Origin of the sequence: Burkholderia ubonensis (assembly GCF_001718695.1) — a bacterium.
GTDB classification, from domain to species: Bacteria; Pseudomonadota; Gammaproteobacteria; order Burkholderiales; family Burkholderiaceae; genus Burkholderia; species Burkholderia ubonensis_B.
In genome coordinates this window covers 636,189-656,501 of record NZ_CP013420.1, presented here as the reverse complement: position 1 = coordinate 656,501, position 20,313 = coordinate 636,189, and the positions used below count along the sequence as shown (strand labels likewise).

Genomic DNA, 20,313 nt, shown 5'->3' with positions numbered 1-20,313 from the left:
GCTCACGCGGGCTTCAGCACGTCGGCCGCGTGATACGACGAGCGCACGAGCGGGCCTGCGACGACTTCGCGAAACCCCAGCGCCAGCGCCTCGTCGCGCCACGCGTCGAACGCGTCGGGGCTCACGTAGCGCCGCACCGGCAGGTGATGCGCGGACGGCGCCAGATACTGGCCGAGCGTCAGCACGTCGACCTCGTGCGCGCGCAGGTCGTGCAGCGTGGCGCGCACCTCGTCGTCGCGCTCGCCGAGCCCGAGCATCAAGCCCGATTTCGTCACGAGCGCCGGCCGCGCGGCCTTCGCCTGCGCGAGCAGTTCGAGCGAGCCGCGATAATCGGCGCCGGGCCGCGCGGCCCGATACAGCGACGGCACCGTCTCGATGTTGTGATTGAACACGTCCGGCCATGCCGACGACAACGCGTCGAGCGCACGCGCGACGCGGCCGCGAAAATCGGGCGTCAGCACCTCGACGCCGATGCCCGGCACGCGCGCGCGCACCGCCGCGATGCAGGCGGCGAAATGCGCGGCGCCACCGTCGCGCAGGTCGTCCCGATCGACCGACGTGATCACGACGTAGCGCAGCCCGAGCGCGGCCGCCGCCGCGGCGAGCCGCGCGGGCTCGTCGGGATCGAGCGGCTCGGGACGGCCGTGCGCGACGTCGCAGAACGGGCAGCGCCGCGTGCACAGCCCGCCCATGATCATGAAGGTCGCGGTGCGCTGCGCGAAGCATTCGCCGATATTCGGACACATCGCCTCCTCGCAGACGGAATGCAGCCGATGATCGCGCAGCACGGCCGCCATGTCGGCGACCGCCCCGCTCGACATCGGCCGCGCCCGCAGCCACGACGGCTTCGGCAGCGCCGCGCCCGCCACGGGCTCGACGCGCACCGGAATGCGCGCGAGCTTGTCGCGGCTGCGCGCGCCCGGCTGGCCGAGCGCGGTGAGGCTGGGTCGTTCGAGCGCGGCGGCCATCGTCAGTCTCCGAGAAACGCGACGATCAGGCGGTTCACGTCGGCAGCCGCCTCCATCTGCACCATGTGGCCGCTGCCGGCGATCACCTCGGCGCGCACGCCGTCCGGCAAGCCCTGCGCGTGCTGCGCGGGAATCACCTGGTCGTGCTCGCCCCAAATCACCAGCGTGCGCGGCGCGAGCGACGCGACGCGATCGCGGAACACGCGCCGCTGGGCCGCGCCGTCGAACGCCGCGTTCGCGATCTTCTCGAGCGCCGCCTGCACGCCTTCGAGCCGCTTGTACTTGACGAGATCCTCGACCAGTTGCCGCGTCACCAGCGCGTGATCCGCGAACAGCGCGCCGAGATGCGGCTTCAGCGTGTTGCGGCTGTTGCCCGCGACGAAGCCGTCGATGTAATCGCGGTTGATGTCGGCGCCGAGCCCGGCGCTCGCGATCAGCGTCAGCGACGCCACGCGTTGCGGCGCGCGCTCGGCCGCCGCCATCGCCACCGCGCCGCCCATCGAATGGCCGATCAGGTGCGCGCGCTCGATCTGCTGCGCATCGAGCAGCGCGAGCACCGCGTCGGCCAGCTCGTCGAGGCTGCCGGTCTCGACCGCCTTGCCGGACTCGCCGTGCCCCGGCAGGTCGAGCGCCCACACCGGCCGATGCGCGGCGAGTTCCGCGTGATTGAACAGCCAGTTGTTCAGATCGCCGCCGAAGCCGTGAATCAGCACGGCCGGCGTGCCCGAGCCGTCACCGAGCTTCAGGAACCGCAGCGTGCGCCCGCCGATCTGCGCCTTCTCGGGCTGCGGGCCGGCCGCGTCGTCGGCGGCCGCGCTCGGCACGAAATCGCGCTGGAATTCGGCGATCGCCGCGTCGATGTCGGCGTCGCTCGCATCAGCTGCGGCGACCACGCCGAGCAGCGCGCCGACCGGCAGCGTCTCGCCTTCCTGCGCGACTTGCCGGCGCAGCGTGCCGTCGAACGCGCACTCGACGCCCGACGAAATCTTGTCGGTCTCCACGTCGAGCACTTCGTCGCCCTTCGTCACGCGCTCGCCGATCGACTTCAGCCAGCCATTGACCTGCCCCTGCTCCATCGACAGCCCCCACTTGGGCATCGTGATCATGTGAATCGACATCGTGTCAGCTCCTCGTCTTCAGTACCGCCTGCGCGATCGCATCGGCGGACGGGATGTACAAGTCTTCCAGCACGCCGGCGAACGGCGTGGGCGTGTGCGGCGCGGTCACCAGCTCGATCGGCGCCTGCAGCGAGCGGAACGCGCGCTGCGCGACGAGCGCCGCGATGTCGGTGGCGATCGAGCAGCGCGGGTTCGCCTCGTCGACGACCACCACGCGCCCGGTGCGCTCCGCGCTCTCGAGGATCGTTTCCTCGTCGAGCGGCGACGTCGTGCGCAGGTCGATCACGTCGACGTGAATGCCGTCCTTCGCGAGCTTCGCGGCCGCGTCGGTGGCGAGATGGACCATGCGGCCGTAGGTGACGATCGTCGCGTCGTCGCCTTCGCGCACGATGCTGGCCTCGCCGAACGGGATCGCATACGATTCCTCGGGCACCTCGCCTTCACGCGTGTAGAGCAGCTTGTGCTCGAGGAAGATCACCGGGTCGTTGTCGCGGATCGACTGGATCAGCAGGCCCTTCGCGTCGTACGGCGTCGACGGGCACACCACCTTCAGCCCCGGGATATGCGTGAACAGCGACGTGAGCATCTGCGAATGCTGCGCCGCCGCCCGCAGGCCGGCGCCGTACATCGCGCGGATCACCACCGGCGTGACGGCCTTGCCGCCGAACATGTAGCGGAATTTGGCGGCCTGATTGAAGATCTGGTCGAAGCACACGCCCATGAAGTCGATGAACATCAGCTCCGCGACGGGCCGCATCCCGCACGCGGCCGCGCCGACCGCCGCGCCGATGTAGCCGCCTTCCGACAGCGGCGTATCGAGCACGCGGCCCGGAAACTTGTGGAACAGCCCCTTCGTCACGCCGAGCACGCCGCCCCACGCGTCGTCCTCGCCGGGCGCGCCCGCGCCGCCTGCATTGTCCTCGCCCATCACGATCACGCTGTCGTCGCGCGCCATTTCCTGCGCGAGCGCCTCGTTGATCGCCTGCGAATAAGTGATCTTCCTTGCCATGTCTGTCTCCTGGAATATTCGGTTCGCCGTGTCGGCCGGCAGTTGCTCGGTCAGGCCGCGCTCACGGATACGACACGTACACGTCGGCGAGCAGGTCCGCCGCATCGGGCAGCGGCGCGGCCTTCGCCTGCGCGACCGCGTCGTCGATCAGCGCCTTCACCTGCGCATCGACCGCGCGCAGTTCGTCGGTGGTCAGCACTTCGGCGCGCACCACGCGCGTTTCGAAGTGCTTCAGGCAGTCCTTCTCGTCGCGCAGCTTCTGCACTTCTCCCGGCGCGCGGTAAGTCTGCGCGTCGCCCTCGAAGTGGCCGAAGTAGCGCGTGAACTTCACCTCGACGAGCGTCGGGCCGCCGCCGTTGCGCGCGCGTGCGACCGCTTCGCCGAGCGCCTCGTGCACCGCGAAGAAGTCGAAGCCGTCGACGATCACGCCCGGCATCCCGAAGCCGTTCGCGCGGTCGGCGATGTTGTCGGTCGCGACCGACCAGCTCGCCGACGTCGCTTCCGCATAGCCGTTGTTCTCGGCGACGAAGATCGCCGGCAGCCGCCACACCGACGCGAGGTTCATCGATTCGAAGATCACGCCCTGGTTCGATGCGCCGTCGCCGAAGAAGCACACGCCGACGCCGCCGGTCTTCTTGTGCTTCGCCGCGAGCGCCGCGCCGCAGACGAGCGGGCCGCCCGCGCCGACGATCCCGTTGGCGCCGAGCATCCCCATCGCGAGGTCGGCGATGTGCATCGAGCCGCCCTTGCCGTGACAGACGCCCGTCTTCTTGCCGTAGATCTCGGCCATCATCCCGTGCACGTCGACGCCTTTGGCGATGCAGTGGCCGTGGCCGCGGTGCGTGGTGGCGACGTAATCCTCGAGGCCGAGGTGCAGCATCGTGCCGACCGCGGACGCCTCCTCGCCCGCATACAGGTGAACGAAGCCGGGGATTTCGCCGGTCGCGAACTCGACGTGCAGGCGCTCCTCGAATTCGCGGATGGTGCGCATCAGCCGGTAGGCGTCCAGCAGCGTGTCCCTGCTGAGCTGGGTCGAAACGGTCATGTGTGTCTCCTGAGTAGGTCTGACTGCGAATGCCGCCGCGGCCGCGCCGCGGCGACGGATTGCTCGGCGTGCGTGGTCAATGGAACGTGAAGCCGCCGTCGACGTTCACGGCCTGGCCGGTCACGTTGTCCATCGTCGCGAAGAACAGCGCGAGGCGGCCCATGTCTTCGGGCGTCTGCGCGCGGCCCTGCGGGATCAGCGTGAGCTGATGCCGCTGCCACGATTGCTCGACCGATTCGCCATCGGTCTTCCATTCGTCGGACAGCCGGTCCCACATGTAGGTGCGCACGATGCCCGGACAGATCGCGTTGACGGTCACGCCGTCGCGCGCGAGTTCCTTCGCCAGTGCGTTGGTGAAACCGACCACCGCGAACTTCGATGCGCTGTAGTGGGCGAGATTCGGGAAGCCCTCCTTGCCGGCGATCGATGCGACGTTGATGATCCGCCCATGCCCCTGCGCCTTCAGATGCGCAAGCGCCGCGCGGCAGCCGAGGAACGTGCCCTTCGCGTTCACGTCCATCACGAAATCCCAGTCGCGCTCGCTCAGCGCCTCGACCGGATGAATGCTGATCACGCCCGCGCAATTCACCATGATGTCGAGCCCGCCCAGCTCGGCGAGCGCCTGCGCGACCATCGCGTCGACCTGCGCGGCCTGCGTGACGTCGACCTTCGCGAGCACCGCCCGGCGGCCGAGCGCGCGCACTTCGCGCGCGGTCGAGTCGAGCGCGCGCACTTCGCGCGCGGTCGAGTCGAGCGCGTCGTCGAGCAGATCGGCCAGCAGGATGTCGGCGCCCGCCGCCGCGAGCGTCAGCGCGATGCCGCGGCCGATGCCGCGCGCACCGCCGGTCACGATCGCGACCTGGCCTTCCAGAGGGGTTGTCATGGCGATGTCTCCGTGTTCGTCGTTATGGATATCGAAATGGCTTGCCGGTACACGCACCTTCAATCGCGCCACGCGCCGGCTTCGCGCAGCACCTGTCGTGACGACGCGTAGCGCAGCGTGCGGCCGACGTCGACGGTCAGCGGCCCGTGCCAGTCGAGCGCGATCTCGTAGCGCTCGCCGCGCGCGACCTCGATCTCGCGCTCGCCGTCGAATGCGAGCGTGCCGCGCTCGAACGGGATGGTCTGCCATGCACCGGGCTCCAGCCGCTCGCAGCTGCGCATCACGACGCGATCGACGCGCCCCGGTGCGATCGGCGCGACGAGCGGCGTGCCGTCCGTCCGCCCGTCTACGGCAAAGCGCATCGCGAGCCCGTGCGGCGCGCTGCGCTCGAGCGGCGCCCATGCGCCGCCGAGCGCGGACAGGCCGATGCCGTCCGGCTCCGCGAAGGTCAGGTAGAGCGTCTCGATGTCGGCCGGCCCGGTGACCGCACGCGCGCCGATGAAGCGCTGTCGCGCCGCGCACACGTCGACCAGCGCGATCTCCTCGCGCCCCGCGTTCGCCCCGGCGATGCAGCGCACGACGAGCCGCTTGTTGCGCACGAACGCGATCTCGGCCGGCACCGCGCCGGTCGCGGCGAGCCCGGCCGCGACGCCCGCGACGGTTGCCTCGCGATGTTCGGGAAAGGCGTTGTTGGTGCCGGTGGACAGCGCGACGAGCGGCGTCGCGCCGCAGTGCGCGGCAACCGCGCGATGCGTGCCGTCGCCGCCGAGCACGACGATCAGCGACACTTCCATCCGGTGCATGTAGGCGGCGCCCGCCTGCGTGTCGGCGACGCTGTCGGTGATCGGCAGATCGACGAATTCGACCTCGGGCCAGCGCTCGTGCGGCGCGACCGCGCGGTGCGTATCGAGCGCACGCATCAGCAGCGTCGCGATGCCCGTCTTGTCGCGCAAGGTCAGCACGCGCTCGACGCCCATCGCGCCGAGGCCGGCGAGCAGGCGCACGACCATGTTGGCCTTCTCCGCGGTCGGGAACACGGATGCATGCGTCGTCAGACGGCGAATGTCGCGCCCCGATGCGGGGTTCGCGATCACGCCGACGGTCACGGGCGTCGTCACGGGCTTGTCTCCATCCATTGGGCCGGCGCTCGCGCAGCGGCCCTGCATGTCTCGTCCGCCGTCATCGAGGGCAGCGGATCGTCGTCGCCGACGCCAACGCGCCGGGCTTGCCGATCACATCTGCAAGCGGCGTGCCATCGTGCGCACCACGACCGCGAAACCCGCGCGGATACAGGCTCGGCACCGCTGCCGGGCGGTGACGCAGGCCGGCGCGACGGCTCGCCGCCGCACGAAACGCCCCGTGCGTCTCACGCGGCCGAGTCGCACGGGTGGCTGCCGCGGCGACGTCGCCCATCGCGCGGTTCGGCCGCCGAGCCATGCGTGTCGCGGCACGGCGCGCGCCGGCCGAACGTCGCGGCCGGCCCGCCCGCGCGTCTCAACGGCGCGAGACGGCCGAGATCGCGCTGAGACGAACGTCTCACGCGTGCCGCGTGCTGCGATGCAATGTGATCCGCGCAAGCGGATGTGCTACAAGAAGGTCGAATTCCCCGCCGTATGGAACCGGAGCCGACCATGCCCTATGCCGTCCCCCAGGCCCAGCACGCCGATCGCGTCCTTGGCGCGCTTGCCGGACGCCTGCCCGCGCCGGCCGAATCCGCGCGTCTGGTGTCGTCGTGGCAGCGCTCGCTCGAGCGCTACGCGCTCGATCCCGCGTCGTCGATCGGCCCGCGCGTGCTCACCGCGGCCGAGCTGCGCGAGGTGCGCGACAAGGAAGAGGCGTTCCTGCGCGCGTCGGGCCAGTGCCTCACGCGCCTGCACGACATGATTCGCGTTGCAGACTATTGCGTGATGCTGACGGACGCGCACGGCGTGACGATCGACTACCGGATCGAGCGCGACCGCCGCAACGATTTTCGTCATGCGGGGCTGCACATCGGCACCTGCTGGTCGGAAAGCGAGGAAGGCACCTGCGGCGTCGCGAGCGTGCTGACCGATCTCGCGCCGATCACCGTGCACAAGACCGACCACTTCCGCGCCGCGTTCACCACGCTGACCTGCAGCGCCGCGCCGATCTTCTCGCCGGGCGGCGAGCTGATCGGCGTGCTCGACGCATCGGCCGTGCAGTCGCCGGACAGCCGCGACAGTCAGCGCCTCGTGTACCAGCTCGTGCGGCAGAGCGCGGCGCTGATCGAGGACGGCTACTTCGTGCACAGCACCGCGCAGCACTGGATTCTGTTCTGTCATCCGAACCGTCATTACGTCGAGGCGCAACCCGAATGGCTGATCGCGTTCGACGAATGCGGCAACATCATCGCCGCGAACCGGCACGCGCGCGACGCGCTGCCGGCGCTGAACGAGCCGCGCCATATCGACGAGATCTTCGATGCGACCGAGATGCCGCTGCGCGACGCCGCGCGCCTCGATGCGATCGTTGCGCTGCGGCTGCGCGCCACCGGCGCGCCGCTCTATGCACGGCTGCGGGCGCCGCTGCGGCGCGCGAACCGCGAGACCGACAAGACGGCGCGCCGCCCGGGCGCCGAGCAGCGTCACGTCGGCGCGCTCACGCCGTTCCTGAACAGCAGCGACGCGCGCGTCGCGCAGCAGGCCGAACTCGCGCTGCGCGTGGCGAGCAAGCGGCTGCCGATCCTCGTGCTCGGCGAGACGGGCGCGGGCAAGGAAGTGTTTGCGCGCGCAGTGCATGACGCCGGCGCGCGGCGCGCGCGGCCGTTCGTGGCGGTCAACTGCGGCGCGCTGCCGGAGGCGCTGATCGAGAGCGAACTGTTCGGCTATGCGGCCGGCGCGTTCACCGGCGCGCGCAAGCACGGCGCGCGCGGCAAGATCGCGCTCGCCGACGGCGGCACGCTGTTCCTCGACGAAATCGGCGACATGCCGCTCGCGTTGCAGACGCGCCTGCTGCGCGTGCTCGCGGACGGCGAGGTCGTGCCGCTCGGCAGCGACACGCCGGTGCGCGTCGATCTCGACGTGATCTGCGCGACGCACCGCGATCTCGCCCGCATGGTCGCCGACGGCACGTTCCGCGAGGATCTGTACTACCGGCTGAGCGGCGCGACGTTCGCGCTGCCGCCGCTGCGCGAGCGCGCGGACGTGCGCGACGTGATCGCCGCGGTGTTCGCCGAGGAGGCGCAGGCCACCGGCCACGTGCTGACGCTCGACGCGACGCTCGCCGAAGAGCTCGCCGCCTACCCGTGGCCCGGCAACGTGCGCCAGCTGCGCAACGTGCTGCGCTACGCGTGCGCGGTATGCGACGGCGCGCGCGTGACGCGGCGCGACTTGCCGGCCGACCTCGCCGCGCAGCTCGGTGCCCGGCTCGGCGCGCACGGCGCGGGCGTGCCGCCGGACGACGAGCGCGGCCGCATCGTCGCGGCGCTCACCGCCCATCGCTGGCGGCCCGACGCCGCCGCGCGCGCGCTCGGCATCTCGCGCGCGACGCTGTACCGGCGCATCGCCAAGCACCGGATCGTCGCGCCGCACCGGATCTGATCCGTCGGCGCGTCCGCCCGCCGACGCGCGCTTCGCTTCACCCGCAGTGCGCCACGGCCGCTTCCGTGCGGGCGTCGGCGCCGGCCGCGTCGACGCGCCGCGTGAACACCTCGTGCGCGGCGAACAGCGCATTCAGCGCGGCCGGAAACCCCGCGTAGACGGCCATCTGCATGAACACTTCGACGATCTCGTCGCGCGTGCAGCCGACGTTCAGCGCCGCCTCGATATGCACCTTGAGTTGCGGCTGCGCGTTGCCCAGCGCGGCGAGCGCGGCAATCGTCGCGATCTCGCGCGCCCTCAGGTCGAGCTGCGGCCGGCTGTAGATGTCGCCGAAGCCGAATTCGACCAGCAGCCGGCCGAAATCCGGCGCGATCGGCGCGAGCGCCGCGATCACGCGTTCGCCCACGTCGCCGTCGATTTCCTTCAGTTTGTTCCAGCCGCGCGTGTAGCGGTCGTCAGCGAGTCGTTCCATTGTGTGTGTCCTGTTCCGAGGGTAAGTGAGTAGGATTTGCCCGTCGTTCCGTCTCGCGCTCCTGCTGCTCGTAGTACGCGATCTTCTCGCCGATCACGTCGAGGCTCGCCTGCAGCTCCGCGATATGCGCGCGCACCGCATCGCGATGCGCACTGAGCAAGCGCCGCCGCGCGCCGAAGGTCGACTCGCCTTCGGCCCGCAGCGCCGCGAACCGCTGCATCTGAGCGATCGGCATGCCGGTCGCCTTCAGTCGCATCACGAAGCGCAGCCAGTCGAGGTCGGCCGGCGCGTACAGCCGGTGCCCGGCCGGCGTGCGCGCGATCGCGCGCAGCAGGCCCGCCTGCTCGTAGTAGCGCAGCGTGTGCGTCGATACGCCCATCAGTTCGGCAACCTGACCGATCGTCAGCGGGCCGGCGGCGGTGGATCTGGAAACGGTTTTCGACATGGCAGGAACAAGGTTAGGACTTAGAGTTCACTCTAAGTCAAGCACGATCGAACGGCCAGGCCCGATCGCCGTCACGCGCTGCGTCACACACCCGCCCGCACCCCCGCACACCGTCAAGAATGGTCAAAAGCACCGTGCCGCGCGGCTTTGCGTCTTTACACCGGCGCAAGCGTTCAGCAAGATTCCGGCAGCCTGTCTTAAAAAGGGCACGCACTTGTCCTATGCTTAACGGCGGCACGCGGCGGGTGTCGCGTCGCCGTCGATTGCTACCGCCATCCATCCGTCCGTTCGAACCAGGGAGCCTTTGCCATGCTGAAAAAGCTGCTGATGCTGTTCGTCGCGCTATCGCTGTCGCTGACCGCGGCCTTCGCCGCGGCGGTCGAAGTCAACACGGCCGACCAGGCCGCGCTCGAGTCCGTCAAGGGTCTCGGGCCCGTGAAGTCGAAGGCGATCATCGACGAACGCACCAAGAACGGCCCGTTCAAGGATGCTGACGACCTCGCGAACCGCGTGAAGGGACTCGGCACGAAGTCGGTCGCGCATCTCGAGGAAAACGGCCTGACGATCGGCGGCTCGGCGACGCCGCCGAAAGGCGTGAAGGCGTCGAAGCCGGCCGCGACGCCGTCGGCGGCTCCGGCTCCGGCCCCGTCGGCCACGACGTCGCCGAGCGCGACCACCGGCACGCCGGCGACCGCGCCCGCGCCGGCCGCAAGCGCGCCGGAAGCGGCGTCGAAGCCGGCCAAGACCAAGCGCGCGTCGAAGAAGGACAAGGCGGCAGCAGCAGCCGCGGCGTCGGCCGATGCAGGCGCGAGCGCCCCGGCCGCAGCGTCGTCCGCGAAGGCAACGAAGGGTTCGAAAAAGAAGGGCAAGAAAGACAAGGCTGCCTCCGCCGCCGCGGCGTCGGGCGCCTGATGCGCGCCGCGTGCGCAGCAATGCGCGCAGCAATGCGCGCGCGGCTTCGTTCCACGGGCGCCGCCGTCGCGGCGCCGTTTCATTGAAGGTGAAGAATCATGGGTCTACTCGACATCGTCGGCGGTCTGCTCGGCGGCCAGGCCGGCGGCAATTCGCAAAGCGCGCTGCTGTCGGCCGCGCTCGAATTCATCAACAACCAGCCGGGCGGCCTGAACGGCCTGATCGAGAAATTCAAGGCCGGCGGCGCCGGCGACATCATCGGCTCGTGGGTCGGCACCGGCGAGAATCAGCCGATCTCGGCCGACACGCTGCAGAACGTGCTCGGCTCCGACGCAGTCGGCGCGCTGGCGAGCAAGTTCGGCGTCGATCCGGCGCAGGCGTCGGGCATCCTCGCGCAGGTGCTGCCGCACGTCGTCAACCATGCGACGCCGAACGGCGAAGTGCCGGCCGACGGCCAGGTCGACACGTCGAACGTGCTCGGCACGCTGACGCAGCTCGCGGGCCTGTTCGGCGGCAACAAGCAGGCGTGAGCCACTGCCGGCAGTTGCACGCCGGATGAAGAAACACCCCGCCTCGCGGCGGGGTGTTTGCTTTTGGCGGCCCGGCATCGCACGCCGGGCCCGGCAGCAAGACGCGCGCTCAGTGAACGACGCGGTCGAACACGAACGTGCCGTCCCGGACGTCGACCGGAATCACGTCCTTCGGACCGAAGCGGCCCGCGAGGATCAGCTTCGCGACCGGGTTCTCGATCTCCTGCTGGATCGCGCGCTTGAGCGGCCGCGCGCCGAACAGCGGATCGTAGCCGACCTTGCCGATCTGCTCGAGCGCCGCTTCCGACACGTCGAGCGCCATGTCGAGCTTCGCGAGCCGATCGTGCAGGCGGGCGAGCTGGATCTTCGCGATCGACTGGATGTTGCCGCGGTCGAGCGCATGGAACACGACGACATCGTCGATCCGGTTCAGGAACTCGGGGCGGAAATGCTGCTTCACCTCGAGCCACACCGCGTCCTTGATCTCTTCCTGCGGCGAACCCGTCATCGCCTGGATCACCTGCGAGCCGAGGTTCGACGTCATCACGATCACCGTGTTCTTGAAGTCGACCGTGCGCCCCTGCCCGTCCGTCATCCGGCCGTCGTCGAGCACCTGCAGCAGCACGTTGAACACGTCCGGATGCGCCTTCTCGATCTCGTCGAGCAGGATCACGCTGTACGGCTTGCGGCGCACGGCTTCCGTCAGGTAGCCGCCTTCCTCGTAGCCGACATAGCCCGGCGGCGCGCCGATCAGCCGCGCGACGCTGTGCTTCTCCATGAACTCGCTCATGTCGATGCGGATCAGGTGCTCTTCCGAGTCGAACAGGAACGCCGCGAGCGCCTTGCACAGCTCGGTCTTGCCGACGCCGGTCGGGCCGAGGAACAGGAACGAGCCGTACGGACGGTTCGGATCGGCGAGACCCGCGCGCGAACGGCGGATCGCATCGGCGACCGCGTCGATCGCCTCGTTCTGGCCGACCACGCGCTCGTGCAGCTTCTCCTCGATGTGCAGCAGCTTCTCGCGCTCGCCCTGCATCATCCGCGACACCGGAATGCCGGTGGCGCGCGACACGACTTCCGCGATTTCCTCCGCGCCGACCTGCGTGCGGAGCAGCCGCGGACGCGTCGGGTTGTGCTGCTCCCGCTCTTCGGCCTGCGTGACCTGCTTCAACTGCGCATCGAGCTGCGGCAGCTTGCCGTACTGCAGCTCCGCGACCTGCTCGAGCTTGCCTTCGCGCTGCAGGCGCGCGATGTCGGCGCGCACCTTCTCGATCTCTTCCTTGAGCTGCGCGCTGCCCTGCACCGCGGCCTTCTCGGCAGTCCAGATCTCCTCGAGGTCCGAGTATTCTCGGCCGAGCCGTTCGATTTCCTCCTCGATCAGCTGCAGGCGCTTTTGCGACGCTTCGTCCTGCTCCTTCTTCACGGCCTCGCGCTCGATCTTCAGCTGGATCAGCCGGCGGTCGAGCTTGTCCATCTCTTCGGGCTTCGAATCGATTTCCATCTTGATCTTCGACGCGGCCTCGTCGATCAGGTCGATCGCCTTGTCCGGCAGGAAGCGGTCCGTGATGTAGCGATGCGACAGCTCGGCCGCGGCGACGATCGCCGGGTCGGTGATGTCGACGCCGTGGTGCAGCTCGTACTTCTCCTGCAGCCCGCGCAGGATCGCGATCGTCGCCTCGACGCTCGGCTCGTCGACGAGCACCTTCTGGAAGCGGCGCTCGAGCGCGGCGTCCTTCTCGATGTACTTGCGGTATTCGTCGAGCGTGGTCGCGCCGATGCAGTGCAGCTCGCCGCGCGACAGCGCCGGCTTCAGCATGTTGCCCGCGTCCATTGCGCCTTCGGCCTTGCCCGCGCCGACCATCGTATGGATTTCGTCGATGAAGACGATCGTCTGCCCTTCGTCCTTCGCGATGTCGTTGAGCACCGCCTTCAGGCGCTCCTCGAATTCGCCGCGATACTTCGCGCCGGCGAGCAGCGCCGCCATGTCGAGCGACAGCACGCGCTTGCCCTTCAGCGTCTCCGGCACCTCGCCGTTGACGATCCGCTGCGCGAGCCCTTCGACGATCGCGGTCTTGCCGACGCCCGGCTCGCCGATCAGCACGGGGTTGTTCTTGGTGCGGCGCTGCAGGATCTGGATCGAGCGGCGGATTTCGTCGTCGCGGCCGATCACCGGATCGAGCTTGCCCGCGCGGGCGCGCTCGGTCAGGTCGACCGTGTATTTCTTCAGCGCCTCGCGCTGGCTTTCCGCGTCCTGGCTGTGCACCTGCGAGCCGCCGCGCACCGCGGCGATCGCGGCTTCGAGCGCCTTGCGCGTCAGGCCGTGCTGGCGCGCGAGCCGGCCGACCTCGCCCTTGTCGTCGGCGGCCGCGAGCAGGAACATCTCGCTCGCGATGAACGTGTCGTTGAGCTTCTGTGCTTCCTTGTCCGCCTGGTTCAGCAGGCCGATCAGTTCGCGGCCGAGCTGGATGTCGCCGCCCGTGCCCGTCACTTGCGGCAGGCGCGAGATCGCCTCGTTCAGCGCGCCTTGCAGCGCCTGCACGTGAACGCCCGCGCGCGACATCAGCGAGCGCGCCGAGCCGTCCTGCTGCGCGATCAGCGCGGCCAGTACGTGAACCGGTTCGATGTATTGATTGTCGCGGCCTGCCGCGAGGCTTTGCGCATCCGCCAGCGCTTCCTGGAATTTGGTGGTGAGCTTGTCGATTCTCATTTGGTAGAGACCTCCAATTTTCGATTAACACCAAAATGAGGATGGTTATGCGGCTTTCAAGCGAAAATCCGGTTGATTCAACTCAACAGTTGCCGGGCGGCGGGAGGCGGCCCGCACGGGCGTCAGAGGCGCCCGGCGGCAGGCGCGGCAGACGTCAATCGGCCTTGGTCGGCAAGGCGGCGGCGGCCGGTGCGTCGTCCGGCGCTGCGTCGCCGCGCGCGGGCGCGGCCGGGCGAATCCCGAGCAGTGCGACGAGCGGCGACGCGGGCACGGACAGTTCGCCGATCGTATGGCGGTCGAGCTCCGCGAAGAACGCGTCGCGCGCCGCCGCCAGCACGCCCTTCAGGCGGCAGTGCGGCTCGATGACGCACGCGCGCTGCGACTCTCCGCCGGCAAAGCAGCCGACCAGCGCGAAATCGTTCTCGGTCTCGCGCACGACCTGCCCGACCGTCAGCCGCGTCGACTGCGGGAACAGCCGCAGCCCGCCGTTGCGGCCGCGGACGGTATCGACCCAGCCGAGTTCGCCGAGGCGCTGCACGACCTTCATCAGATGATTCTTCGAGATGCCGTAGGCGTCCGAAATCTCCTGGATCGTCGCGAGCCCGTCGCCGCGCACGGCAAGGTACAGCATGACTCTCAGCGAGTAGTCGGTGTAGTCGGTCAGTCTCATGAGCGGTACGCAAAAATGTCGATCGGGCCCGATTATGCACGCTGCATCAATCGGAACGCTCGCCGGGCGGCGGGCGCGATCGCGCGACGCGATACGGTTGCCGGAATGGCCGGCGCGCAATAAGATGCATTACATCCACGCATTTTTCCGACCTTGGTCGACGCTATTTTGCGTCAAAATCGTGCGCGCGTCCTGCGCCTGAAGCGCGCAGCCGCACCGCCAACGCCCCGACTTTCCCGGCCCTTTTTCGTCATGACCTCCCTGCCCGCCTCGTCCGATACCGCGCCGGCCCGCATCCGCGACGCGGAACCCACTGAAGACAACATCCGCGCGCTCGTCTACGCGTTCTACGACCGCGTGCGCGCCGATCCGCTGCTCGGGCCCGTGTTCGACGGCAAGCTGGCCGGCCGCTGGGACGCGCACCTGCCGAAGATGGTGACCTTCTGGTCGAGCCTCGTGCTCGGCACCAAGGGCTATCGAGGCAACGTGCAGCAGGCGCACCAGCCGCTCGACGGCCTCGAGCCCGTGCATTTCAGCCGCTGGCTGACGCTGTTCCTGAAGACGGTCGAAGCGCGCTACACGCCGCCCGCGGCGGTCCGCTTCATGGAGCCGGCGCTGCGGATCGCGCAAAGCCTGCAATTGAGCCGCTTCGGCTGGGATTACCGGATTCCGCCCGAACAGCAGGCGCTGCTCGATGCGGTCGCGCCGCGCCGCCGCGACGATCCGGATCACCTGCCGTCGCGCACGCGCGGCGAGCAGTTCCCGGCGAAGATCATCGGGCGCGGCGTCGAGCCCGAGGCCGGCCCCGACGCCTGATGCCCGCCATGCCGATGCGCGCGCCGCGCGCGCGGCTGCGGCGAATCGCCGCGGGGCTCGTACGCGCCGCTCAGCGCGGCCGGTTGCCCGATTCGACGCCCCAGCGCGCAAGCGCTGCGTCGTCGGTGCTGCGGGCATCCACCCAGCGCGCGCCGTCGGGCGTCGTTTCCTTCTTCCAGAACGGCGCCTGGGTCTTCAGGTAGTCCATCACGAACTCGCACGACGCGAACGCGTCGCCGCGGTGCGCGGCGACCGTCGCGACCAGCACGATCTGGTCGAGCGGGTAAAGCTTGCCGACCCGGTGCACGATCGCGACGTCGATGCCCGGCCAGCGGCGGCACGCATCGGCGGCGATCTGCTCGAGCGCCTTCTCGGTCATCCCCGGATAGTGCTCGAGCTCCATCGCGGCGACCGAATCGCCGTCGTTCAGGTCGCGCACCGTGCCGACGAAGCAGGCGATCGCACCGATCTTCGGATTGCGCGCGCGTAGCGCCGCCACCTCGGCATTCAGGTCGAAATCGTCGGCCTGGACTCGCACCGTTGCCATCGCGCCTCCTCAGCCGCCCGTCACCGGCGGAAAGAATGCGACCTCGCAGCCGTCGGTGATCCGCGTGCCGGCGTCGGTCATTTCGTGATTGCAGGCCATGCGCAGCGCGCGGCCTTCCGCGAGCGTGTCGGCCCACGCGCCGCCGCGCGTGCGCAGCCACGCGCGCACGTCGCCGACGGTCGTCACGCCGTCCGGCACGTCGGCCTGCTCGTCGGAAACGCCCAGCGCCTCACGGACGCTCGCAAAGAATTTCAGTTGAATCTTCATGTCGAAAGGCGCCGCCCCGTCAGGACAGCAGTTCGGAAAACGGCAGGAAGCGGACGGTCTCGCCCGCGCTGATCGCATGGTGCGGCGGATTGTCGATCAGGCCGTCGCCCCACACCGTCGACGTCAGCACCGCCGAGCTCTGGTTCGGGAACAGGTCGAGGCCGCCCGCCGAGTTGATGCGCGCGCGCAGGAACTCGTTGCGCCGGTCGGATTTGCCCTGCGTGAAGTCGGCGCGCAACGACAGCGCCCGCGGTGCGACGTCGCGCACGCCGGACAGGCGCAGCAGGAACGGCCGGACGAACAGCAGGAACGTGACGAAGCTCGACACCGGATTGCCGGGCAGCCCGATGAAATGCGCGTCGGGCCGGCCGTCGCCGCGCCGGATCGCGCCGAACGCGAGCGGCTTGCCGGGCTTCATCGCGATCTGCCACAGCGCGAGCCGTCCTTCGGCTTCGACCGCGGGCTTCACGTGGTCCTCGTCGCCCACCGACACGCCGCCGCTCGTGAGAATCACGTCGTGGTCGCGCGCGGCCTCGCGCAGCGTGTCGCGGGTCGCGGCGAGCGAATCGGGCACGATCCCGAAATCGGTCACGTGGCAGCCGAGCCGCTCCAGCAGCCCGCGCAGCGTGAAGCGGTTCGAGTTGTAGATCGCGCCCGGCTTGAGCGGCTCGCCGGGCATCGTCAGCTCGTCGCCGGTGAAGAACACCGCGACCTTGATCCGCCGCGCGACCGACAGCTGCGCGCAGCCGACCGACGCGGCGAGGCCCAGCGCCTGCGGCGTCAGCCGGGTGCCGGCAGGCAGGATCACCGCGCCGCGCCGGATGTCGGCGCCTTGCGCGGTGATCCATTCACCGGGCTTCGGCGTATGCAGGATCTCGACCGCGTCGCCGTCGGCTTCGGTCTGCTCCTGCATCACGACCGCGTCGGCGCCGGGCGGCACCGTCGCGCCGGTGAAGATGCGCGCCGCGGTGCCGGCCGCGAGGGGCGCTGCCGGATGGCCGGCGGGAATGCGCTGCGACACCGGCAGGCGCCGGTCGCCGTGCATCAGATCGGCAACGCGCACCGCATAGCCGTCCATCGCGCTGGTGTGCATCGGCGGCACGTCGAGCGTCGACTCGACGTCGGCGGCCAGCACGCGCCCGAGCGCATCGAGGGTGGCGACGGATTCGGCGCCTGCCAGCGGCGTCGCGGCGTCGAGCAGCGCGCCGAGCGCTTCGGCGGTCGACAGCATCGGCGCGCGCGGCGCCGCGGGATTCGGATTCGACATCGATTGAATCGGGGATCGTTGGGTGCAATACACCATTGTAGCGACGCTGCTGCAGCCGCGCGCGGTATGGCCGACATGCGCACACGGCGATTGCCGCGACCGGCAGGCGCGCGCACGCACGGCTTCGCGCCGGCTGACGACGGCAAACGGCAGCCGGCGCCCGCGCCCATCGCGCAAATGCCACAGCCAAGCAAAACGGCCGGAACCCCGATCCGTTCGACGAATCGGCGTTCCGGCCGTAGTGCGCCGCCGGCCGCCCCAGCGGGCGGCCCGGCGCCGCGTTACGCGCCCGTATGCGCGGCGATGAAATCCTTGACCTGCTGCGCGTCGGCCTTCACGACCTCGAAGCGCTGCGGCAGCGCCTCCAGCCCGTCGAACGCGGCCGGCCGCTCCGGCTCGCGATCGAGCGCTTCGCGGATCGTCTCGCCGAACTTGATCGGCTGCGCCGTCTCGAGCACCACCATCGGCACGCCCGCATCGAGATGCTCGCGTGCGACCTTCACGCCGTCGGCGGTATGCGTATCGATCGTCGTCGCATAGCGCGCGAACACGTCGCGGATCGTCGCGATCCGGTCCGCATGGCTGCTGCTGCCCGACACGAACCCGAATTCCGCGACGCGCGCGAAATCGCCGCTCGCCGTCAGGTCGAAGCCGCCCTTTTCCTCGACGTCGCGGAACAGCTGCATCACGCGCGCCGGATCGCGGCCGAGCAGGTCGAACACGAAGCGCTCGAAGTTCGACGCCTTCGAGATGTCCATGCTCGGGCTGCTCGTGTGATACGTCTGCTCGGCGCTGCGCACGCGGTATGCGCCGGTGCGGAAGAACTCGTCGAGCACATCGTTCTCGTTGGTCGCGACGACGAGCTTTGCGATCGGCAGGCCCATCATCCGCGCGATGTGGCCCGCGCACACGTTGCCGAAGTTGCCCGACGGCACCGTGAACGACACACGCTCGTCGTTGCTCGTCGTCGCGGCGAAGTAGCCCTTGAAGTAGTAGACGACCTGCGCGACGACGCGCGCCCAGTTGATCGAGTTGACCGTGCCGATCTTGTGCTGCGCCTTGTACGCGTGATCGTTGGACACGGCCTTCACGATGTCCTGGCAGTCATCGAACACGCCTTCGACCGCGAGGTTGAAGATGTTCGGATCCTGCAGGCTGAACATCTGGGCCGTCTGGAACGCGCTCATCTTCTTGTGCGGCGACAGCATGAACACGCGCACGCCGGCCTTGCCGCGCATCGCGTACTCGGCCGCGCTGCCGGTGTCGCCCGACGTCGCGCCGAGGATGTTCAGCGCTTTGCCGTGCTTCGCGAGCGTGTACTCGAACAGGTTGCCGAGCAACTGCATCGCCATGTCCTTGAACGCGAGCGTCGGGCCGTTCGACAGCTCGAGCAGCGAGATCGGCGCGCCGTTCTCGGTGCCGAGCGTCTTCAGCGGCGTGATGTCGGCCGCGTTCTCGCCGTGGCGCGTATTGCGATAGACATCGGCCGTGTAGGTGCGGCGCGTGATCGCGCGCAGGTCGTCGGCCGGTATGTCGTCGCTGAACTTCGACAGGATCTCGAACGCGAGATCCGCATACGGCAGCGTGCGCCAGCGCGCGAGCTCGTCGGCGGACACCTTCGGATACTCGGCCGGCAGGTAGAGCCCGCCGTCCTTTGCGAGGCCGCCGAGCAGGATGTCGGAGAACGTGTGGCGCTCGCCGATGCCGGCGCCGCGCGTGGAGATGTAGTTCATGTCGCCCTCGATCCTCAGTTCAGCGCTTCCATGCGCAGCTTCGTCACCTTCGACACGACCGTCGCGAGATCCTCGATCCGCGCGATCGCCGCGTTGACGTTCTTCTCGACCGTCACGTGCGTGATCAGGATGATGTCGGTCTCGCCGTTCGCGTCGTCGACCTGCTCGGACTCCTTCTGCAGCAGCGCGTCGATCGAGATGCCCGAATCGGCGAGGATGCGCGTGATGTCCGCGAGCACGCCGGTCTGGTCGGCGACGCGCAGGCGCAGGTAGTAGCCGCTCGTCACTTCGTCGATCGGCAGGATCGGCGTGTTCGACAGGCTGTCCGGCTGGAACGCGAGATGCGGCACGCGATGCTCGGGGTCGGCCGTGTGCAGGCGCGTGACGTCGACGAGATCCGCGACGACCGCCGACGCGGTCGGCTCCGCGCCCGCGCCCTTGCCGTAGTACAGCGTCGTGCCGACCGCGTCGCCGTGCACGACGACCGCGTTCATCGCGCCCTCGACGTTCGCGAGCAGGCGCTTCTCCGGGATCAGCGTCGGGTGCACGCGCAGCTCGATGCCGTTTTCGGCGCGGCGCGTGATGCCGAGCAGCTTGATCCGGTAGCCGAGCTCTTCCGCGTAGCGGATGTCGGTCGCGTCGAGCTTGCTGATGCCCTCGACGTACGCGCGGTCGAACTGCACCGGCACGCCGAACGCGATCGCGCTCATGATCGTCGCCTTGTGCGCGGCGTCGACGCCTTCGATGTCGAAGGTCGGGTCGGCTTCCGCGTAGCCGAGCTCCTGCGCGGCCTTCAGCGCGGTCGCGAAGTCGAGGCCGCGGTCGCGCATTTCCGACAGGATGTAGTTGGTCGTGCCGTTGATGATGCCGGCGATGTACTGGATGCGGTTCGCGGTCAGGCCTTCGCGCAGCGCCTTGATGATCGGGATGCCGCCGGCGACGGCCGCCTCGAACGCGACCATCACGCCCTTCTCGCGCGCCGCCTCGAAGATCTCGGTGCCGTGCACCGCGAGGAGCGCCTTGTTCGCGGTCACGACGTGCTTGCCGTTCGCGATCGCGCGCAGCACGAGCTCGCGCGCGACGCCGGTGCCGCCGATCATCTCGGCGACGATCGCGATCGACGGATCGTCGACGACCGCGTTGAAGTCATCGGTGATCTGCGCGCTGCCGGCGTCGCCGGCGAGCGCGGCCTGGGCCTTGGCCGGGTTGCGCACCGCGATGCGGATCACCTCGATGCCGCGCCCCGCGCGTCGCTTGATTTCTTCCTGATTGCGGCGCAGCACCTTGAAGGTGCCGCTGCCTACCGTGCCGAAGCCCAACAGGCCAACTTTGATCGGTTCCATGCTGCGTGTGATCGTGAGTAA

The 20,313-nt window shown here is 69.4% G+C and carries 19 protein-coding genes; 4 read left to right on the top strand and 15 right to left on the bottom strand.

The genetic code is table 11. The annotated features are described in order from the left end of the window. Window positions 1-2: 2 nt before the first annotated feature. The 6 genes from lipA to WJ35_RS02980 all read right to left on the bottom strand — a co-directional run bounded on the left by lipA (window position 3) and on the right by WJ35_RS02980 (window position 6,141). A complete protein-coding gene (gene lipA / locus WJ35_RS03005) occupies window positions 3-968 on the bottom strand; it encodes a lipoyl synthase (protein WP_069224226.1) in 966 nt (321 codons plus the stop codon). A 2-nt stretch (window positions 969-970) separates the two neighbouring features. Beyond that, a complete protein-coding gene (locus WJ35_RS03000; protein ID WP_034195400.1) occupies window positions 971-2,086 on the bottom strand; it encodes an acetoin dehydrogenase dihydrolipoyllysine-residue acetyltransferase subunit in 1,116 nt (371 codons plus the stop codon). A 4-nt stretch (window positions 2,087-2,090) separates the two neighbouring features. Beyond that, entirely contained in the window at window positions 2,091-3,095 is a 1,005-nt protein-coding gene (locus WJ35_RS02995; RefSeq protein WP_046426131.1) for an alpha-ketoacid dehydrogenase subunit beta, read from the bottom strand. 61 nt (window positions 3,096-3,156) lie between these two features. Further along, complete coding sequence (locus WJ35_RS02990) at window positions 3,157-4,140, bottom strand: thiamine pyrophosphate-dependent dehydrogenase E1 component subunit alpha (RefSeq protein WP_014723114.1); 984 nt, start codon at window positions 4,138-4,140, stop codon at window positions 3,157-3,159. A 76-nt stretch (window positions 4,141-4,216) separates the two neighbouring features. Next, window positions 4,217-5,023: an SDR family NAD(P)-dependent oxidoreductase gene (locus WJ35_RS02985; protein ID WP_069238708.1), complete on the bottom strand. Its 807-nt coding sequence runs from the start codon at window positions 5,021-5,023 to the stop codon at window positions 4,217-4,219. Between the two features lie 59 nt (window positions 5,024-5,082). Then, window positions 5,083-6,141 carry an ATP-NAD kinase family protein gene (locus WJ35_RS02980; RefSeq protein WP_034195399.1) on the bottom strand — a complete coding sequence of 353 codons (1,059 nt, stop codon included), beginning with the start codon at window positions 6,139-6,141 and terminating at the stop codon, window positions 5,083-5,085. Between the two features lie 513 nt (window positions 6,142-6,654). On the opposite strand from WJ35_RS02980, the gene WJ35_RS02975 reads away from it, so the two are divergent. Further along, on the top strand, window positions 6,655-8,583 hold the full coding sequence (locus WJ35_RS02975) for a sigma-54-dependent Fis family transcriptional regulator (protein ID WP_069239385.1): 1,929 nt from the start codon (window positions 6,655-6,657) through the stop codon (window positions 8,581-8,583). Between the two features lie 37 nt (window positions 8,584-8,620). On the opposite strand, the gene WJ35_RS02970 is transcribed toward WJ35_RS02975, so the two are convergent. Next, entirely contained in the window at window positions 8,621-9,055 is a 435-nt protein-coding gene (locus tag WJ35_RS02970) for a carboxymuconolactone decarboxylase family protein (RefSeq protein ID WP_069238707.1), read from the bottom strand. Further along, window positions 9,039-9,500: a MerR family transcriptional regulator gene (locus WJ35_RS02965; protein WP_069238706.1), complete on the bottom strand. Its 462-nt coding sequence runs from the start codon at window positions 9,498-9,500 to the stop codon at window positions 9,039-9,041. The genes WJ35_RS02970 and WJ35_RS02965 overlap by 17 nt, the downstream gene beginning before the upstream one ends. A 309-nt stretch (window positions 9,501-9,809) precedes the next feature. Here WJ35_RS02965 and WJ35_RS02960 point away from each other — a divergent pair, with 309 nt between their 5' ends. Beyond that, entirely contained in the window at window positions 9,810-10,412 is a 603-nt protein-coding gene (locus tag WJ35_RS02960) for a ComEA family DNA-binding protein (protein ID WP_069238705.1), read from the top strand. A 98-nt stretch (window positions 10,413-10,510) separates the two neighbouring features. Continuing rightward, on the top strand, window positions 10,511-10,942 hold the full coding sequence (locus WJ35_RS02955; RefSeq protein WP_010092219.1) for a YidB family protein: 432 nt from the start codon (window positions 10,511-10,513) through the stop codon (window positions 10,940-10,942). Window positions 10,943-11,051: 109 nt separating this feature from the next. On the opposite strand, the gene clpB is transcribed toward WJ35_RS02955, so the two are convergent. Together clpB and WJ35_RS02945 are read right to left on the bottom strand one after the other, a co-directional pair. Beyond that, window positions 11,052-13,649 carry an ATP-dependent chaperone ClpB gene (clpB, locus tag WJ35_RS02950; protein WP_060234935.1) on the bottom strand — a complete coding sequence of 866 codons (2,598 nt, stop codon included), beginning with the start codon at window positions 13,647-13,649 and terminating at the stop codon, window positions 11,052-11,054. Window positions 13,650-13,803: 154 nt separating this feature from the next. After that, a complete protein-coding gene (locus WJ35_RS02945; RefSeq protein WP_069238704.1) occupies window positions 13,804-14,319 on the bottom strand; it encodes an Rrf2 family transcriptional regulator in 516 nt (171 codons plus the stop codon). 252 nt (window positions 14,320-14,571) lie between these two features. Between WJ35_RS02945 and WJ35_RS02940 the strand changes: the two genes are divergently transcribed. Continuing rightward, window positions 14,572-15,135 (top strand): group III truncated hemoglobin, encoded by a 564-nt coding sequence (locus tag WJ35_RS02940; RefSeq protein WP_069238703.1) that lies wholly within the window; start codon window positions 14,572-14,574, stop codon window positions 15,133-15,135. Between the two features lie 70 nt (window positions 15,136-15,205). Here the strand turns inward: WJ35_RS02940 and moaE are convergent, their stop codons facing one another. The 5 genes from moaE to WJ35_RS02915 all read right to left on the bottom strand — a co-directional run bounded on the left by moaE (window position 15,206) and on the right by WJ35_RS02915 (window position 20,292). Further along, window positions 15,206-15,682 carry a molybdopterin synthase catalytic subunit MoaE gene (moaE, locus tag WJ35_RS02935; protein ID WP_069238702.1) on the bottom strand — a complete coding sequence of 159 codons (477 nt, stop codon included), beginning with the start codon at window positions 15,680-15,682 and terminating at the stop codon, window positions 15,206-15,208. Between the two features lie 9 nt (window positions 15,683-15,691). After that, a complete protein-coding gene (gene moaD, locus WJ35_RS02930; protein ID WP_060234937.1) occupies window positions 15,692-15,949 on the bottom strand; it encodes a molybdopterin converting factor subunit 1 in 258 nt (85 codons plus the stop codon). A gap of 19 nt (window positions 15,950-15,968) precedes the next feature. Then, the gene (gene glp / locus WJ35_RS02925) at window positions 15,969-17,216 is read right to left on the bottom strand and encodes a gephyrin-like molybdotransferase Glp (RefSeq protein ID WP_060234938.1); all 1,248 of its coding nucleotides are present in this window, start codon (window positions 17,214-17,216) and stop codon (window positions 15,969-15,971) included. A 281-nt stretch (window positions 17,217-17,497) separates the two neighbouring features. After that, window positions 17,498-18,949, bottom strand: coding sequence for a threonine synthase (gene thrC / locus WJ35_RS02920; protein ID WP_060234939.1), 1,452 nt, complete (start codon window positions 18,947-18,949; stop codon window positions 17,498-17,500). A 14-nt stretch (window positions 18,950-18,963) separates the two neighbouring features. Next, the gene (locus WJ35_RS02915; protein ID WP_060234940.1) at window positions 18,964-20,292 is read right to left on the bottom strand and encodes a homoserine dehydrogenase; all 1,329 of its coding nucleotides are present in this window, start codon (window positions 20,290-20,292) and stop codon (window positions 18,964-18,966) included. Between the last annotated feature and the right edge of the window lie 21 nt (window positions 20,293-20,313).

Bases quoted from the DNA above. Each gene is read 5' to 3' on its own strand.
- thrC (WP_060234939.1), bottom strand. From the start codon at position 18,949: ATGAACTACATCTCCACGCGCGGCGCCGGCATCGGCGAGCGCCACACG.
- WJ35_RS02970 (WP_069238707.1), bottom strand. From the start codon at position 9,055: ATGGAACGACTCGCTGACGACCGCTACACGCGCGGCTGGAACAAACTG.
- WJ35_RS02990 (WP_014723114.1), bottom strand. From the start codon at position 4,140: ATGACCGTTTCGACCCAGCTCAGCAGGGACACGCTGCTGGACGCCTAC.
- moaD (WP_060234937.1), bottom strand. From the start codon at position 15,949: ATGAAGATTCAACTGAAATTCTTTGCGAGCGTCCGTGAGGCGCTGGGC.
- lipA (WP_069224226.1), bottom strand. From the start codon at position 968: ATGGCCGCCGCGCTCGAACGACCCAGCCTCACCGCGCTCGGCCAGCCG.
- WJ35_RS02985 (WP_069238708.1), bottom strand. From the start codon at position 5,023: ATGACAACCCCTCTGGAAGGCCAGGTCGCGATCGTGACCGGCGGTGCG.
- WJ35_RS02960 (WP_069238705.1), top strand. From the start codon at position 9,810: ATGCTGAAAAAGCTGCTGATGCTGTTCGTCGCGCTATCGCTGTCGCTG.
- WJ35_RS02945 (WP_069238704.1), bottom strand. From the start codon at position 14,319: ATGAGACTGACCGACTACACCGACTACTCGCTGAGAGTCATGCTGTAC.
- WJ35_RS03000 (WP_034195400.1), bottom strand. From the start codon at position 2,086: ATGTCGATTCACATGATCACGATGCCCAAGTGGGGGCTGTCGATGGAG.
- moaE (WP_069238702.1), bottom strand. From the start codon at position 15,682: ATGGCAACGGTGCGAGTCCAGGCCGACGATTTCGACCTGAATGCCGAG.
- WJ35_RS02995 (WP_046426131.1), bottom strand. From the start codon at position 3,095: ATGGCAAGGAAGATCACTTATTCGCAGGCGATCAACGAGGCGCTCGCG.
- WJ35_RS02955 (WP_010092219.1), top strand. From the start codon at position 10,511: ATGGGTCTACTCGACATCGTCGGCGGTCTGCTCGGCGGCCAGGCCGGC.
- glp (WP_060234938.1), bottom strand. From the start codon at position 17,216: ATGTCGAATCCGAATCCCGCGGCGCCGCGCGCGCCGATGCTGTCGACC.
- WJ35_RS02915 (WP_060234940.1), bottom strand. From the start codon at position 20,292: ATGGAACCGATCAAAGTTGGCCTGTTGGGCTTCGGCACGGTAGGCAGC.
- WJ35_RS02940 (WP_069238703.1), top strand. From the start codon at position 14,572: ATGACCTCCCTGCCCGCCTCGTCCGATACCGCGCCGGCCCGCATCCGC.
- WJ35_RS02965 (WP_069238706.1), bottom strand. From the start codon at position 9,500: ATGTCGAAAACCGTTTCCAGATCCACCGCCGCCGGCCCGCTGACGATC.
- WJ35_RS02975 (WP_069239385.1), top strand. From the start codon at position 6,655: ATGCCCTATGCCGTCCCCCAGGCCCAGCACGCCGATCGCGTCCTTGGC.
- clpB (WP_060234935.1), bottom strand. From the start codon at position 13,649: ATGAGAATCGACAAGCTCACCACCAAATTCCAGGAAGCGCTGGCGGAT.